The sequence below is a fragment of the Pseudomonas sp. FG98 genome, from assembly GCF_057808595.1.
The window spans coordinates 1-12406 of record NZ_JBMDIJ010000127.1 but is presented as its reverse complement, the minus strand read 5'-3'; the positions used below and the strand labels follow the sequence as shown (position 1 = coordinate 12406).

The following is a 12406-nucleotide window of genomic DNA, read 5'->3' as shown; positions in this document are numbered from 1 at the left end:
ACGGCTTCGCCGCCGATCGCGCGGTCCGGCGTCCCGGCTAACAGCCGCTCCCACACGGTCCGCGTTGCACCAAGCTAACGATGTGTAGATACCCATGCTCATCGCTGGCAAGCCAGCTCCCACAGGTTGCCGGCGATGAGGCCCTTGATAACACCGCTAATGTTGTAAATTTCCTACCAATCAGCAGGAAAAACTCAATCTGTCATCCAGACTGCTGTATCCTGCCCCCGGCTTCACCGGAGCCATACGCGCTTTTTGGCGTGAACTTCCCACCTACGACCACCTTGCGAGGAACGACGAGATGCACGAAATCCCGAATCTTCCCTTCCCAAGCCTGAACCATGTCGAGCAGAAGCCGGCCCCCATCAATGCCGAACCCGCCCAGTCTGCGGATAAACAAGGCGACGAACCACCGAGCGCCGACCAGGAATAACCGCGCACTACAGGACGTGTGAAAACCTCGGTTACCGGGGGACCACCCCACCAACCGGTTTTCACACGCTCAAGAATTCCCCGCCCCCCCTTCGCAACATCCCCCACACCTTTCAGTAATCGACCTTGCCGCGACCGGCCTTGATCGCACCACGTTTGCTCTTGGTGTCCAGGCGACGGGTTTTCGAGCCGAGGGTCGGCTTGGTCGGGCGCCGCTTCTTTTCCACCTTGACCGCTGCAAGAATCAGCTCGCGCAGGCGTTCCAGGGCATCGGTCCGGTTCTGTTCCTGAGTGCGGTATTGCTGGGCCTTGATGATGATCACGCCGTCGCGGGTGATGCGGCTGTCACTGAGCTGGAGCAGACGCTCCTTGTAGAACGGCGGCAGCGAGGACGCCTGGCTGTCGAAGCGCAGGTGCACGGCACTGGAAACCTTGTTGACGTTCTGCCCGCCGGCCCCTTGGGCGCGGATCGCGGTCAATTCGAGTTCGTCGTCGGGGATGTGGACTGTGTTGGAGAGTTGCAGCATGCGGCGGGACCGGGTGGGAGATGTGCAGCAGGATACCCGGTGTGGAGTGGATTGGGGCCGCAAAGCGGCCCCGAATGCTTACTTGGCCAGAGCAGCCTCGGCCGCCACCCGCTTGCTTTTGAGCTGGTAGCAAACCCACATCAGCGCGAGCCAGATTGGCATCGCGAACACCGAAACCTGGATGCCGCCTCCCATCATCAGCATGATGCCAAGGATCAACACTACCCAAGCCAGGCACAGGTAGTTGCCGAACGGATACCACAGCGCCTTGAACAGCGGTTTCTGCCCGGTACGGTCCAGGTGCTGGCGGAATTTCAGGTGCGAGTAGCTGATCATTGCCCAGTTGATCACCAGGGTCGCCACCACCAGCGACATCAGCAGTTCCAGGGCGTGCTGCGGCATGAAGTAGTTGAGCAGTACCGCGACCAGGGTCACTGCCGCCGACGCCAGGATCGACCGCACCGGCACGCCGCGCTTGTCGATCTTCGCCAGGCTGGCCGGGGCATCGCCCTGCTCGGCCATGCCGTACAGCATGCGGGCGTTGCAGTAGGTGCCGCTGTTGTACACCGACAGCGCAGCGGTCAGCACCACGAAGTTGAGGATATGCGCGGCAACGTCGCTGCCCAGCATCGAGAACACATGGACGAACGGACTGCCGCTGTAGGAGCCGCCGGATGCATCGATATTGGCCACCAGGCTGTTCCACGGGGTCAGCGACAGCAGCACCACCAGGGCGCCGATGTAGAAGATCAGGATGCGGTAGATGACCTGGTTGATCGCCTTCGGGATCACGGTCTTCGGCTTGTCTGCTTCAGCGGCGGTGAAACCGAGCATTTCCAGGCCGCCGAAGGAGAACATGATGATCGCCAGGGCCATGACCAGACCACCGACGCCATTGGGGAAGAAGCCGCCGTGTTCCCACAGGTTGCTGACCGAAGCCTCCGGACCGCCGCTGCCGCTGACCAGCAGGTAGCTGCCCAGGCCGATCATGCCGACGATGGCCAGGACCTTGATGATGGCGAACCAGAACTCGGCCTCGCCGAACACCTTCACGTTGGCCAGGTTGATCGCGTTGATCAGGATGAAGAACGCCGCCGCCGAGGCCCAGGTCGGGATCTCCGGCCACCAGTAGTGGATGTACTTGCCGACCGCGGTCAGCTCCGACATGCCCACCAGGATGTACAGCATCCAGCAGTTCCAGCCCGACAGGAAGCCGGCGAAACCGCCCCAGTACTTGTGGGCGAAATGGCTGAAGGAACCGGCCACCGGCTCTTCGACGATCATTTCGCCGAGCTGGCGCATGATCATGAAGGCGATGAAGCCGCAGAGGGCATAACCGAGGATCATCGACGGTCCCGCCGACTTCATCACCCCGGCCGAGCCGAGAAACAGGCCGGTACCGATGGCGCCACCGAGGGCGATCAACTGGATATGGCGATTTTTCAGGCCGCGCTTGAGCTCACCTGAATGCGGAGTTGTTCCACTCATGAACGAAGTCACCTGTTGTTTTTATCTGTGACGGGATCGGACCCGCCTCGCTCGTGGCGCGGCGGAATTGGCAAGGGGTGGTTACCTTGGGCTTGAACGCGGCCATTCCCGCGGACAAGCCTCGGGGGATCAGCCTGGCGTCAGCCAGAGTGCGCGGTACGCAGAAGGGTCACAGGTAAAACGCGGCGCACTGTATACCCTTGCATTGACGCAGGGGTCAACACGCTGCGTAACGTTTTGATGACGGCACGTAGCGTTCCTGCGGGAGAAATGAAGCCTGGGGGAGTGAATGGCGTACATGGCGCCCTCCGTTTTTGTTCTGTTTTCCGGACCGCTCTGCGGCGGGCCGGGCACTTGGCTGTCGGCGACATCAAGCCCGTTTTGCAGGGGGTCGGGCAAGATGTTGACGTGCGCGTCAAGGGGAATGGTTGATTGATTTCGGCAAGGAATGTTTACAGAGGAAAGCTGCCGCAGGATTGACTGGGGAAGCGGCCAATACGCGTAACAAAATATTTACAAGCCGGTCGAAAAAATTTCCAGACACTCATTCGTAGCTGACCCGCCAGGCTGAAATCCCCACACTCCAGCCCCTGATGTTTTGACCAAACATCGGCTCGCCATTTATTTTTAACCAAAAAGGTTAATATCCCATGGAGAAAAGGACACCCCATTGTGGACTCGCAGCAGTGAAGGCGCTTGTCGATGCCGGGAAGGTCCGCACCACCCAATCTGCGCGAAAAGGTGCAAGTGAAATGGGGTTCAGTTTTTCCGACGTGCTTGCGGTAGTGCGTGCACTGACTCCATCGGACTACTACAAGAGCATGACAACGCACGCCGACCACAGGATCTGGCAAGACGTATATCGCCCCAGCACTCGTTCAGGTGATCTGTACCTGAAACTGACGGTGATCGAAGACGTATTGATCGTCTCTTTCAAGGAGCTATGAACATGAATTGTCCGGTTTGCGGTAGCGCGGAGCTGATGCATGACACCCGTGACCTGCCCTACACCTACAAAGGCGAAACCACCATCATCGGGGCAGTTACGGGCGATTTCTGCTCGGCCTGCGGAGAGTCGTTGCTGGACGCCGGAGAATCCGATCGCGTCATGAACGAAATGCGCGCGTTCTCCAAACAGATCAATGCAGCCATTGTCGACCCCGATTTCATTGCCAGCGTGCGCAAGAAACTGGCATTGGATCAGCGCGAAGCTGCCGAGATCTTCGGAGGCGGGGTCAATGCCTTTTCACGCTACGAAAATGGCAAAACCAAACCACCCCTTGCCCTGATAAAGCTGCTCAAGCTCCTCGATCGTCACCCTGAATTGCTGAGCGAAGTCAGAACAGCCTAAGAAAGCCCGCCTTTCCAACGCCCACAAAAAAGCCAACCCGAAGGTTGGCTCTTTCACATGCAGCCCTTACTCGGACCGCGGCTTGCCACGACCGGCGCCCGGTCCTGGGCGCTTCGGCGCTGCCGGCTTGCGCCGTACATCGCTCGGACGCTCGGCCACGGTGGTACGGCCCTTGCGCCCGCCTTCCTCGCGCGGCTGACGCGCCGGACGCTCGGCTGCCGGTGCACCGTCCTTGGCCGGACGCAGGGTACGTACCCGCTCGCCACGGCCGATCGGCTTGCTGGACTTGCGCTGCATGCGCTCCAGCTTGTCCTTGGTCTTGGCGTTCATCGCCGGCATCGCTACCGGGGTCAAACCCACTTCGGCGGCGAGGATGTCGATTTCGCCCTGGCTCATTTCGCGCCAGCGGCCCATCGGCAGGTCGGAGTTGAGGAATACCGGACCGAAGCGCACGCGCTTCAGACGGCTGACCACCAGGCCCTGGGACTCCCAGAGACGGCGAACCTCACGGTTGCGGCCTTCCATCACCACGCAGTGATACCAGTGGTTGAAGCCTTCACCGCCCGGCGCCACCTGGATGTCGGTGAAACGCGCCGGACCGTCTTCCAGCACCACGCCTTCTTTCAGGCGCGCGATCATGTCGTCGTCGACTTCACCACGCACGCGCACGGCGTATTCGCGGTCCATCTCGAAGGACGGGTGCATCAGGCGGTTGGCCAGCTCACCGTCGGTGGTGAACAGCAACAGGCCGGTGGTGTTGATGTCGAGGCGGCCGACGTTGATCCAGCGGCCTTCCTTCGGCTTCGGCAGGCGGTCGAACACGGTCGGACGGCCCTCAGGGTCGTCACGGGTGCAGATCTCGCCGTCAGGCTTGTTGTACATGATGACGCGGCGCACGGACTCGGCGCTCTCTTCACGCTTGATCAGGCGACCGTCGACGGAAATCGCGTCGTGCAGGTCGACCCGCTGGCCGAGGGTCGCGGCAACGCCGTTGACCTTGATCCGGCCTTCGCCGATCCAGGCCTCGACGTCGCGGCGCGAGCCAACGCCAATGCGTGCGAGTACTTTTTGCAGTTTTTCCCCGGCCGGACGTGGCGGGCTGTCTTGCAGGTCTTGTTCACTCATCTGGGCACCTCCCGGTGTAAAAAGTCGAATCTGGGTTTCTGGCGCAGCGGGCGCCAAAAAGGCCGCGAATCATACGCTGATCGCGGCGCAAACGCACCAGAGAGTAGACCGATATCCAACGACACGCCGGGCTTTGCGCCAGGCGGCAGGTCAATCCCGTGGGGTTTCTTCTTCGACGTCGGCAGCGTCGCCCGGCTCGTCGGCCTCCGGCAGGTCGCGCAGCAGATCGTCGAAGTCGGTCTTCAGCCCCTCCTCCATCGCATCCAGCTCCACCAACAGGGTGCGGAAGCTGGTTTCTTCCGCCGGCGGTTGCTCGTCCGGATCGGCGCTGGCGTCGGCCAGGGCCTGCAGATGCGCGGGCACCGGCAAGTCATCGAGATCCACCGGAGGCATCGGCGACGGCTCCATCTCGCGCAGTTCGGCCAGCGGCGGCAGCTCGTCGAGGCTTTTCAGGTTGAAGTGGTCGAGGAACGCCTTGGTAGTAGCAAACATCGCCGGGCGCCCCGGCACCTCGCGGTAGCCGACGATACGCACCCACTCGCGCTCCAGCAGGGTCTTGATGATGTTGCTGTTGACCGCCACGCCGCGCACATCCTCGATTTCGCCGCGGGTGATGGGCTGGCGGTAGGCGATCAACGCCAGGGTTTCCAGCAAGGCGCGGGAATAGCGCTGCGGACGCTCCTCCCACAAGCGGCCGACCCAGGGCGCGTAGTCCTCGCGAATCTGCAGGCGGTAGCCGGACGCCACTTCCTTGAGCTCGAACGCGCGACCCTCGCAGGATTCGCGAAGGATCTCCAGGGCCTGCCGGAAGACCTCGGATTCAGGACGTTCGGCCTCCTCGAACAGCTCTAACAGGCGTTCCAGGGATTGCGCCTTGCCAGAGGCCAACAGAAAGGCTTCCAGCAAGGGAGCCAGGTCATGGGGGTCAGTCAGGTTCATTGAGGTGCTCGTGGATTACTCTGCCCGGGCCCGGACATGGATCGGCGCAAAAGGCTCATTCTGCACCAGTTCGACCAGTTGTTCCTTGACCAACTCAAGAATCGCCATGAAGGTCACCACCACCCCGAGCTTGCCCTCCTCGGCCTTGAACAGCTCGCCGAAGGCGACGAAACCGGCACCGCGCAGGCGCTCCAGCACTTCACTCATGCGCTCGCGGGTGGACAGCGCCTCGCGGCTGACCTGGTGGCTCTCGAACAGGTCGCTGCGCCGCAGCACTTCGGCCATGGACATCAGCACTTCCTCGATGATCACGTCCGGCAGCAGCTTGCGCGCCTTGGCCTGCGGGGCTTCCAGGCGCGGCACGATGACATCGCGACCGACCCGGCTGAGCTGGTCGATATCCTCGGCGGCCGCCTTGAACCGCTCGTACTCCTGCAGACGGCGGATCAGTTCGGCGCGCGGGTCGTCCTCTTCTTCCTCGGCGGTCTCGGCCCGGGGCAGGAGCATGCGCGACTTGATCTCGGCGAGCATGGCGGCCATCACCAGATACTCGGCCGCCAGTTCCAGGCGCACGGTCTTCATCAATTCGACATAGCCCATGTACTGGCGGGTGATTTCCGCCACCGGGATATCGAGGATGTCGACGTTCTGCTTGCGGATCAGATAGAGCAGCAGGTCCAGCGGGCCTTCGAAGGCCTCCAGGAAGACTTCCAGGGCGTCCGGCGGGATATACAGGTCCACCGGCATTTCCGTCAGGGCCTGGCCGTAGACCAGCACCAGCGGCAGCTCTTGCTGGGCGCCGGCCTGTGGATCGACCGGTGCCTCCATCGATTCGACCGCGCTCACGCTTCGACCATGAACGGCGCCGGATCACCGCAGCCCACCCGCACCACCTCCGGCTCGCCATCAGCCAGGTTGATCACGGTGGAAGCTTTCAGGCCGCCGAAACCGCCGTCGATGATCAGGTCGACCTGGTGTTCCAGGACCTGGCGCATCTCGTAGGGGTCGGTCATCGGCTCTTCGTCGCCGGGCAGGATCAGGCTCACGCTCATCAATGGCTCGCCGAGCTCTTCGAGCAAGGCCAGGGTGATCGGGTGATCGGGAACGCGCAGGCCGATGGTGCGGCGCTTCTCGTGCATCAGCAGGCGCGGCACTTCGCGGGTGGCGTTGAGGATGAAGGTGTAGGGGCCGGGGACATTGGCCTTGAGCAGGCGGAAGATGCCGGTGTCGGTCTTGGCGAACAGCCCCAGTTGCGACATGTCGCAGCAGATCAGGGTGAAATTGTGGTTCTTGTCCAACTGGCGCAGGCGGCGCACCCGCTCGATGGCGCCCTTGTCGCCGATCTGGCAACCCATGGCGTAGGACGAGTCGGTGGGAAACACCACCACCCCGCCCTTGCGGATGATCTCCACCGCCTGCCGAATCAGGCGCGGCTGTGGATTCTCCGGGTGTATCTGGAAAAATTGACTCACGTTGTCTTCCTGTTCAGGCGTCCGCGGATGGCTGCTCATGTTTGAATCGACGCCACAGAGGTGGCAGATCCTCCGGCAGGGGCCGGTAGACACCGATTTCCGACCAGGTGCCCGGGCCATGGAAGTCGCTGCCGGCACTGGCCAGCAGACCGAACTCGCGGGTCAGGATGGACAAGGTACCGACCTGTTCCGCCGGTTGCATACCATTGACCACCTCCAGAGCCTGGCCCCCCGCTTGAATATAGTCGGCAATCAGCCGACGGCGCTTGCTGCGGGTCAGTTCGTAATGCATGGGATGGGCCAGGCTGACCCAGGCGCCGGACTTGCGCAGGGTCTCGACGGTGTCATCGAGGGTCGGCCAGTGCAGCTTGACGTCGCCCAGCTTGCCGGCGCCGAGCCACTTGCGGAAGGCTTCGGCGCGATCCTTGACATGCCCGGCGCTGATCAGGAAATCGGCGAAATGCGGGCGCGCCGGGGCGTTGCCGCTGTCGCCCAGGGCCTGCTGGATCGCCCGTGCGCCTTCCAGCGCACCGGGCATGCCCTTGGCCGCCAGGCGCCGGGAGATTTCCTCGGCACGCAGCCAGCGGCCGCGGTGCAGAGCCTCCACCGCCTCCAGCAACGGCGGCGCGTCCAGCGGGAAGCCGTAGCCCAGCACATGAATGGTCGCTCCCGCCCAGGTGCACGACAATTCGACCCCGCTGACCCACTGCATGCCACGCTCGCGCATGGCCTGGCGGGCCTCGACCTGGCCTTCGAGGGTGTCGTGGTCGGTGAGCGCCATCACTCGCACGCCCTGTTCATAGGCGCGAGCAACCAGATCGGTGGGGGACAGCGAACCGTCGGAGGCGGTGCTGTGGCAGTGCAGATCAACATTCATGGGGTGAAGCTTTTCCTCTCATTGAGGTTTGTTATTATGCCGGGACATCCCGCTCCTGGCTGCCACTGTGAAACAATTCATCGATTTCATCCCGCTGTTACTGTTTTTCATCGTCTACAAGCTCGAACCGCGCCTGGTCGAGGTCGCCGGCCAAAGCTTCAGCCTGGGCGGCATCTACAGCGCCACCGCGGTGCTGATCATCAGCTCGCTGGTGGTCTACGGCGCCCTGTTCATCCGCCAGCGCCGTCTGGAAAAAGGCCAGTTGCTGACCCTGGTGGCCTGCCTGGTGTTCGGCGGCCTGACCCTGGCCTTCCACAGCGAGACCTTCCTCAAGTGGAAGGCACCGGTGGTCAACTGGCTGTTCGCCCTGGCCTTCCTCGGCAGTCACTTCGTCGGCGACAAGGTGCTGATCAAGCGCATCATGGGCCACGCCCTGACCCTGCCTGACGCCGTGTGGACCCGCCTCAACGTGGCCTGGATCGTCTTCTTCCTGTTCTGCGGCGCGGCCAACCTGTTCGTCGCCTTCACCTTCCAGGACTACTGGGTCGACTTCAAGGTGTTCGGCAGCCTGGGCATGACCGTACTGTTCCTGGTCGCCCAGGGCGTCTACCTGTCCCGGCACCTGCACGACAGCGATCCCACCACTCCCAAACCCGAGGAATGACATGCTCTACGCCATTATCGCCACCGATGTCGCCAACTCCCTGGACGCCCGCCTGGCAGCCCGCCCGGCGCACCTGGAGCGCCTGCAGCAGATGAAGGCCGAAGGCCGCATCGTCCTCGCCGGCCCGCACCCGGCCATCGACAGCAACGACCCGGGTGCTGCCGGTTTCAGCGGCAGCCTGATCGTCGCCGAGTTCGAATCGCTGGAGGCCGCCAAGGCCTGGGCCGAAGCCGACCCGTACGTTGCCGCCGGCGTCTACGCCAACGTCATCGTCAAGCCGTTCAAGCAAGTCCTGCCGTAACCCCTGCGATGCGCCGCCCGGCGGCGGCGCGTCGTCCATGCTTTTAATCTTCGTGGTTGCTCATTATTCTCATCGCGCTGCCGACAACGTCCTGAACATTCGTCTTGAATTACAGGAGTTAAGATGCGTCAAGGTCCGTTGTCCCTGCTGCTGTGCCTGTTGTTGCTGACCCCGATCGCCCAGGCCGAAGAATCCACCCCGCTGTCGCTGAGCGCCGGCAGCCAGATCACCGAATTGCAGCAGCGCCTGCAGGACAGCGAACGCCAGCGCGAAGCCCTGGTCAAGCAACTGCAGAACGCCGACAACGAACGCGAAAGCGCACAACTGACCCGCCTGCGCCAGGAAAACCAGCGCCTGAAGCTGGCGCTCAAGGAAGCCCAGGCCAGTGTCAGCCCACGCCTGCTGAGCGATCAGCAGCAGTGGTTCGTCACCGGTGGCGGGGTCGCCCTGATCGCGGTGCTTTGCGGTATCTTTGCCAGCGGCAGCCACAGACGGCGCAAGCAATGGTTGAATTGAGTGAGAAATGAGCGAGCTGCTACTGATTGACGATGACCAGGAACTCTGCGAACTGCTTGCCCACTGGCTGGGCCAGGAGGGTTTCCAGGTTCGTGCCTGCCACGATGGCCACAGTGCCCGCAAAGCCCTGGCCGAACAGGCCCCCGCCGCCGTGGTGCTGGATGTGATGCTGCCCGACGGCAGCGGCCTTGAGTTGCTCAAGCAGTTGCGCAGCGACCACGCCGAACTGCCGGTATTGATGCTGTCCGCCCGTGGCGAGCCGCTGGACCGCATCCTCGGCCTCGAACTGGGCGCCGACGATTATCTGGCCAAACCCTGCGATCCCCGCGAGCTCACCGCCCGCCTGCGCGCCGTGCTGCGCCGCAGCCATGCCCCCGCGGCGCCGACCCAGGTGGAACTCGGCGACCTGCATTTCAGCCCGGCCCGCGGCGTGGTCGAGATCGACGAGCGCGAGCTGACCCTGACCCTGTCCGAGAGCCGCATCCTCGAAGCGCTGCTGCGCCAGCCCGGCGAGCCGCTGGACAAGCAGGAGCTGGCGCAGATCGCCCTGGGCCGCAAGCTGACCCTGTACGACCGCAGCCTCGACATGCACGTCAGCAACCTGCGCAAGAAGATCGGTCCCCACCCGGACGGGCGTCCACGCATCGTCGCCCTGCGCAGCCGCGGCTACTACTACAGCCTCTGAATGGTGTGTCAGCCAGGTCGCCGAAGCTCTTTACCCAAGCTTTACCGTCGGCTGACCGCCGCTGACCTTGATCTCCATAAACTGGCCACATCCGGTAACGACCGGCCTTCAGAAAGGAGATACACCATGCGCAAGACCCTTATCGCCCTGATGCTCGCTGCCGCCCTGCCAACCGTCGCCATGGCCATGCCGGAAGCCGGCCCGGGCCCAGGTCCTGACCACGGCCCACGCTTCAGCGAACACCACCGCGGCGGCGAGCCGTTCGCCAAACTGGACCTGACCCGCGAACAGCGCCAGCAGATCGGCAAGTTGATGGGCCAGGAAATGAAAGACCGTCGCGACGTCACCCAACGCTACCTGGACAAACTGCCAGCCGCCGAGCAGAAGGCGATGAAAGACGAGCTCAAGGCCAAGCAGGACAAGACCCAGGCCGATATCCGCGCCCTGCTCAAGCCTGAACAGCAAAAGCAGTTCGACGAGATGAAGAAACAACGCGAGGAACGCCGCGCCGAATGGCAGCAGTTCCAGGCCTGGAAAGCCGAGCATGGCAAAAAGGCCCAATAATCCATGAACCCCGCCCGGCCTGCGCAAGCAGGCCGGGCTTTGCCGTTTGAGGGACTGCCCTTGCGCTCACTGTTCTGGCGAATCCTGGCCAGCTTCTGGCTTGCCATCGCCCTGGTCGCCGGCCTGTCGATCCTGCTCGGGCACATGCTCAACCAGGACGCCTGGATCCTCAGCCGCCATCCGGGCCTCAACACCCTGGCGAAGAACTGGACCCAGCGCTACGAGACCCTCGGTCCGGAAGCCGCCCAGCAGTACCTGGAGCAGCGCAAGCGGCGCTATCACATCGACACCCAGGTGCTCAACGAAGCCGGCGACTCCGTGGTTCCTGGCACCTTCCCGCGCCGGGCCATGGTCTTCGAGCAACGCCAGGGCAGCGACCATCGTCCATTGCCCTGGCGCCGCCTGACCGAGGAATACACCAGCCCCAACAGCGGCGAGACCTACCTGCTGATCTACCGCATACCCCACCCGGAACTGGACGCCTGGCACCGCGACAGCCTGATCTGGCCGCTCAGCGCCCTGGGCATCGCCCTGGTGGTACTGACCCTGTTCAGCTTGCTGGTGACCCTGTCCATCACCCGCCCGCTCAGCCGCCTGCGCAGCGCGGTGCATGACCTCGGGCAGACCAGCTACCAGCAGAACAGCCTGGCCCGCCTGGCCGCCCGCCGTGATGAGTTCGGCGTGCTGGCCAATGACTTCAACCGCATGGGCTCACGCCTGCAGAGCCTGATCGGCAGCCAGCGTCAGTTGCTGCGGGACGTCTCCCACGAACTGCGCTCGCCCCTGGCCCGCCTGCGCATCGCCCTGGCCCTGGCCGAGCGCGCCGAACCGGAGCAGCGCGATACCTACTGGCCGCGCCTGACCCGCGAATGCGACCGCCTGGAAGCCCTGATCAGCGAAATTCTCGTGCTGGCCCGGGTCGACGCCGAACAGGCCCATGCCGAGCCGGTGGACGTCAATGCGGTGGTCAATGGCGTGTGCAAGGACGCGCAACTGAGTGCGCCGGAGCAGTTGATCAAGCTCAGGGAAGTGCCGGGGCTGAACCTGCACGGCTGGCCGACCCTGGTGGAACGCGCGGTGGACAACCTGCTGCGCAACGCCTTGCGCTTCAACCCAGAAGGCCAGCCGATCGAGGTGACGGCGGAGCGCGATGGCGAGCAGATTCTGCTTAGCGTGCGCGACCATGGGCCCGGAGTCGCGGCGGAGCATCTGGAGCAGTTGGGTGAGCCGTTCTTCCGCGCACCGGGGCAGACGGCGGCGGGGCATGGCCTGGGGCTGGCAATTGCGCGCAAGGCGGCGGAGCGGCATGGCGGGACGTTGCAACTGGCCAATCATCCACAGGGTGGGTTCGTGGCGACCCTGGTGCTGCCAATTCAGGGAAGTGTCAGTGGTTGATTGGTGGCGGCTGATGGCCTCATCGCTGGCAAGCTGTTCTGGTCAAGTTTTTCCGGACACCGATTACGGT

16 protein-coding genes are annotated in these 12406 nt (G+C 63.4%); 9 read left to right on the top strand and 7 right to left on the bottom strand.

Going from position 1 to position 12406, the window contains the following annotated elements:
* Nucleotides 1–301 precede the first annotated feature (301 nt).
* Nucleotides 302–433, top strand: coding sequence for a hypothetical protein (locus ACODSK_RS31035; RefSeq protein ID WP_489021744.1), 132 nt, complete (start codon nucleotides 302–304; stop codon nucleotides 431–433).
* A 112-nt stretch (nucleotides 434–545) separates the two neighbouring features.
* On the opposite strand, the gene arfB is transcribed toward ACODSK_RS31035, so the two are convergent.
* Together arfB and ACODSK_RS31025 are read right to left on the bottom strand one after the other, a co-directional pair.
* Nucleotides 546–959, bottom strand: coding sequence for an alternative ribosome rescue aminoacyl-tRNA hydrolase ArfB (gene arfB, locus ACODSK_RS31030; RefSeq protein WP_489021742.1), 414 nt, complete (start codon nucleotides 957–959; stop codon nucleotides 546–548).
* A 78-nt stretch (nucleotides 960–1037) separates the two neighbouring features.
* Entirely contained in the window at nucleotides 1038–2447 is a 1410-nt protein-coding gene (locus ACODSK_RS31025; RefSeq protein WP_489021740.1) for an amino acid permease, read from the bottom strand.
* A gap of 650 nt (nucleotides 2448–3097) precedes the next feature.
* Between ACODSK_RS31025 and ACODSK_RS31020 the strand changes: the two genes are divergently transcribed.
* Together ACODSK_RS31020 and ACODSK_RS31015 are read left to right on the top strand one after the other, a co-directional pair.
* Nucleotides 3098–3394, top strand: coding sequence for a type II toxin-antitoxin system MqsR family toxin (locus tag ACODSK_RS31020; protein ID WP_489021738.1), 297 nt, complete (start codon nucleotides 3098–3100; stop codon nucleotides 3392–3394).
* A gap of 2 nt (nucleotides 3395–3396) precedes the next feature.
* Nucleotides 3397–3798, top strand: a complete 402-nt coding sequence (locus ACODSK_RS31015) for a type II toxin-antitoxin system MqsA family antitoxin (protein ID WP_489021736.1) — start codon at nucleotides 3397–3399, stop codon at nucleotides 3796–3798.
* 66 nt (nucleotides 3799–3864) lie between these two features.
* Here the strand turns inward: ACODSK_RS31015 and rluB are convergent, their stop codons facing one another.
* The 5 genes from rluB to ACODSK_RS30990 form a co-directional block, all read right to left on the bottom strand.
* Nucleotides 3865–4923, bottom strand: coding sequence for a 23S rRNA pseudouridine(2605) synthase RluB (gene rluB, locus ACODSK_RS31010; RefSeq protein WP_489021734.1), 1059 nt, complete (start codon nucleotides 4921–4923; stop codon nucleotides 3865–3867).
* Between the two features lie 150 nt (nucleotides 4924–5073).
* Nucleotides 5074–5862 (bottom strand): SMC-Scp complex subunit ScpB, encoded by a 789-nt coding sequence (scpB, locus tag ACODSK_RS31005; RefSeq protein ID WP_489021732.1) that lies wholly within the window; start codon nucleotides 5860–5862, stop codon nucleotides 5074–5076.
* A gap of 15 nt (nucleotides 5863–5877) precedes the next feature.
* Complete coding sequence (locus ACODSK_RS31000) at nucleotides 5878–6690, bottom strand: segregation and condensation protein A (RefSeq protein ID WP_489021748.1); 813 nt, start codon at nucleotides 6688–6690, stop codon at nucleotides 5878–5880.
* Nucleotides 6691–6704: 14 nt separating this feature from the next.
* On the bottom strand, nucleotides 6705–7334 hold the full coding sequence (locus tag ACODSK_RS30995) for an L-threonylcarbamoyladenylate synthase (protein ID WP_489021730.1): 630 nt from the start codon (nucleotides 7332–7334) through the stop codon (nucleotides 6705–6707).
* Nucleotides 7335–7347: 13 nt separating this feature from the next.
* The gene (locus ACODSK_RS30990) at nucleotides 7348–8211 is read right to left on the bottom strand and encodes a PHP domain-containing protein (protein WP_489021729.1); all 864 of its coding nucleotides are present in this window, start codon (nucleotides 8209–8211) and stop codon (nucleotides 7348–7350) included.
* 67 nt (nucleotides 8212–8278) lie between these two features.
* Between ACODSK_RS30990 and ACODSK_RS30985 the strand changes: the two genes are divergently transcribed.
* The 6 genes from ACODSK_RS30985 (at nucleotide 8279) to ACODSK_RS30960 (ending at nucleotide 12336) form a co-directional block, all read left to right on the top strand.
* Entirely contained in the window at nucleotides 8279–8875 is a 597-nt protein-coding gene (locus ACODSK_RS30985; protein WP_489021727.1) for a septation protein A, read from the top strand.
* Nucleotide 8876: 1 nt separating this feature from the next.
* Nucleotides 8877–9176: a YciI family protein gene (locus ACODSK_RS30980; protein ID WP_489021726.1), complete on the top strand. Its 300-nt coding sequence runs from the start codon at nucleotides 8877–8879 to the stop codon at nucleotides 9174–9176.
* A gap of 123 nt (nucleotides 9177–9299) precedes the next feature.
* Nucleotides 9300–9692, top strand: a complete 393-nt coding sequence (locus ACODSK_RS30975; RefSeq protein WP_489021724.1) for an SH3 domain-containing protein — start codon at nucleotides 9300–9302, stop codon at nucleotides 9690–9692.
* A gap of 7 nt (nucleotides 9693–9699) precedes the next feature.
* The gene (locus tag ACODSK_RS30970) at nucleotides 9700–10377 is read left to right on the top strand and encodes a response regulator transcription factor (RefSeq protein ID WP_489021723.1); all 678 of its coding nucleotides are present in this window, start codon (nucleotides 9700–9702) and stop codon (nucleotides 10375–10377) included.
* Nucleotides 10378–10503: 126 nt separating this feature from the next.
* A complete protein-coding gene (locus tag ACODSK_RS30965; RefSeq protein WP_489021721.1) occupies nucleotides 10504–10941 on the top strand; it encodes an LTXXQ domain protein in 438 nt (145 codons plus the stop codon).
* A 54-nt stretch (nucleotides 10942–10995) separates the two neighbouring features.
* Entirely contained in the window at nucleotides 10996–12336 is a 1341-nt protein-coding gene (locus tag ACODSK_RS30960; protein WP_489021746.1) for a sensor histidine kinase, read from the top strand.
* Nucleotides 12337–12406: the final 70 nt, after the last annotated feature.

Excerpts from the sequence above, each read along its gene's own strand:
- ACODSK_RS31035 (WP_489021744.1), top strand. The coding sequence starts at position 302 with ATGCACGAAATCCCGAATCTTCCCTTCCCAAGCCTGAACCATGTCGAG.
- arfB (WP_489021742.1), bottom strand. The coding sequence starts at position 959 with ATGCTGCAACTCTCCAACACAGTCCACATCCCCGACGACGAACTCGAA.
- ACODSK_RS31025 (WP_489021740.1), bottom strand. The coding sequence starts at position 2,447 with ATGAGTGGAACAACTCCGCATTCAGGTGAGCTCAAGCGCGGCCTGAAA.
- ACODSK_RS31020 (WP_489021738.1), top strand. The coding sequence starts at position 3,098 with ATGGAGAAAAGGACACCCCATTGTGGACTCGCAGCAGTGAAGGCGCTT.
- ACODSK_RS31015 (WP_489021736.1), top strand. The coding sequence starts at position 3,397 with ATGAATTGTCCGGTTTGCGGTAGCGCGGAGCTGATGCATGACACCCGT.
- rluB (WP_489021734.1), bottom strand. The coding sequence starts at position 4,923 with ATGAGTGAACAAGACCTGCAAGACAGCCCGCCACGTCCGGCCGGGGAA.
- scpB (WP_489021732.1), bottom strand. The coding sequence starts at position 5,862 with ATGAACCTGACTGACCCCCATGACCTGGCTCCCTTGCTGGAAGCCTTT.
- ACODSK_RS31000 (WP_489021748.1), bottom strand. The coding sequence starts at position 6,690 with ATGGAGGCACCGGTCGATCCACAGGCCGGCGCCCAGCAAGAGCTGCCG.
- ACODSK_RS30990 (WP_489021729.1), bottom strand. The coding sequence starts at position 8,211 with ATGAATGTTGATCTGCACTGCCACAGCACCGCCTCCGACGGTTCGCTG.
- ACODSK_RS30980 (WP_489021726.1), top strand. The coding sequence starts at position 8,877 with ATGCTCTACGCCATTATCGCCACCGATGTCGCCAACTCCCTGGACGCC.
- ACODSK_RS30975 (WP_489021724.1), top strand. The coding sequence starts at position 9,300 with ATGCGTCAAGGTCCGTTGTCCCTGCTGCTGTGCCTGTTGTTGCTGACC.
- ACODSK_RS30970 (WP_489021723.1), top strand. The coding sequence starts at position 9,700 with ATGAGCGAGCTGCTACTGATTGACGATGACCAGGAACTCTGCGAACTG.
- ACODSK_RS30965 (WP_489021721.1), top strand. The coding sequence starts at position 10,504 with ATGCGCAAGACCCTTATCGCCCTGATGCTCGCTGCCGCCCTGCCAACC.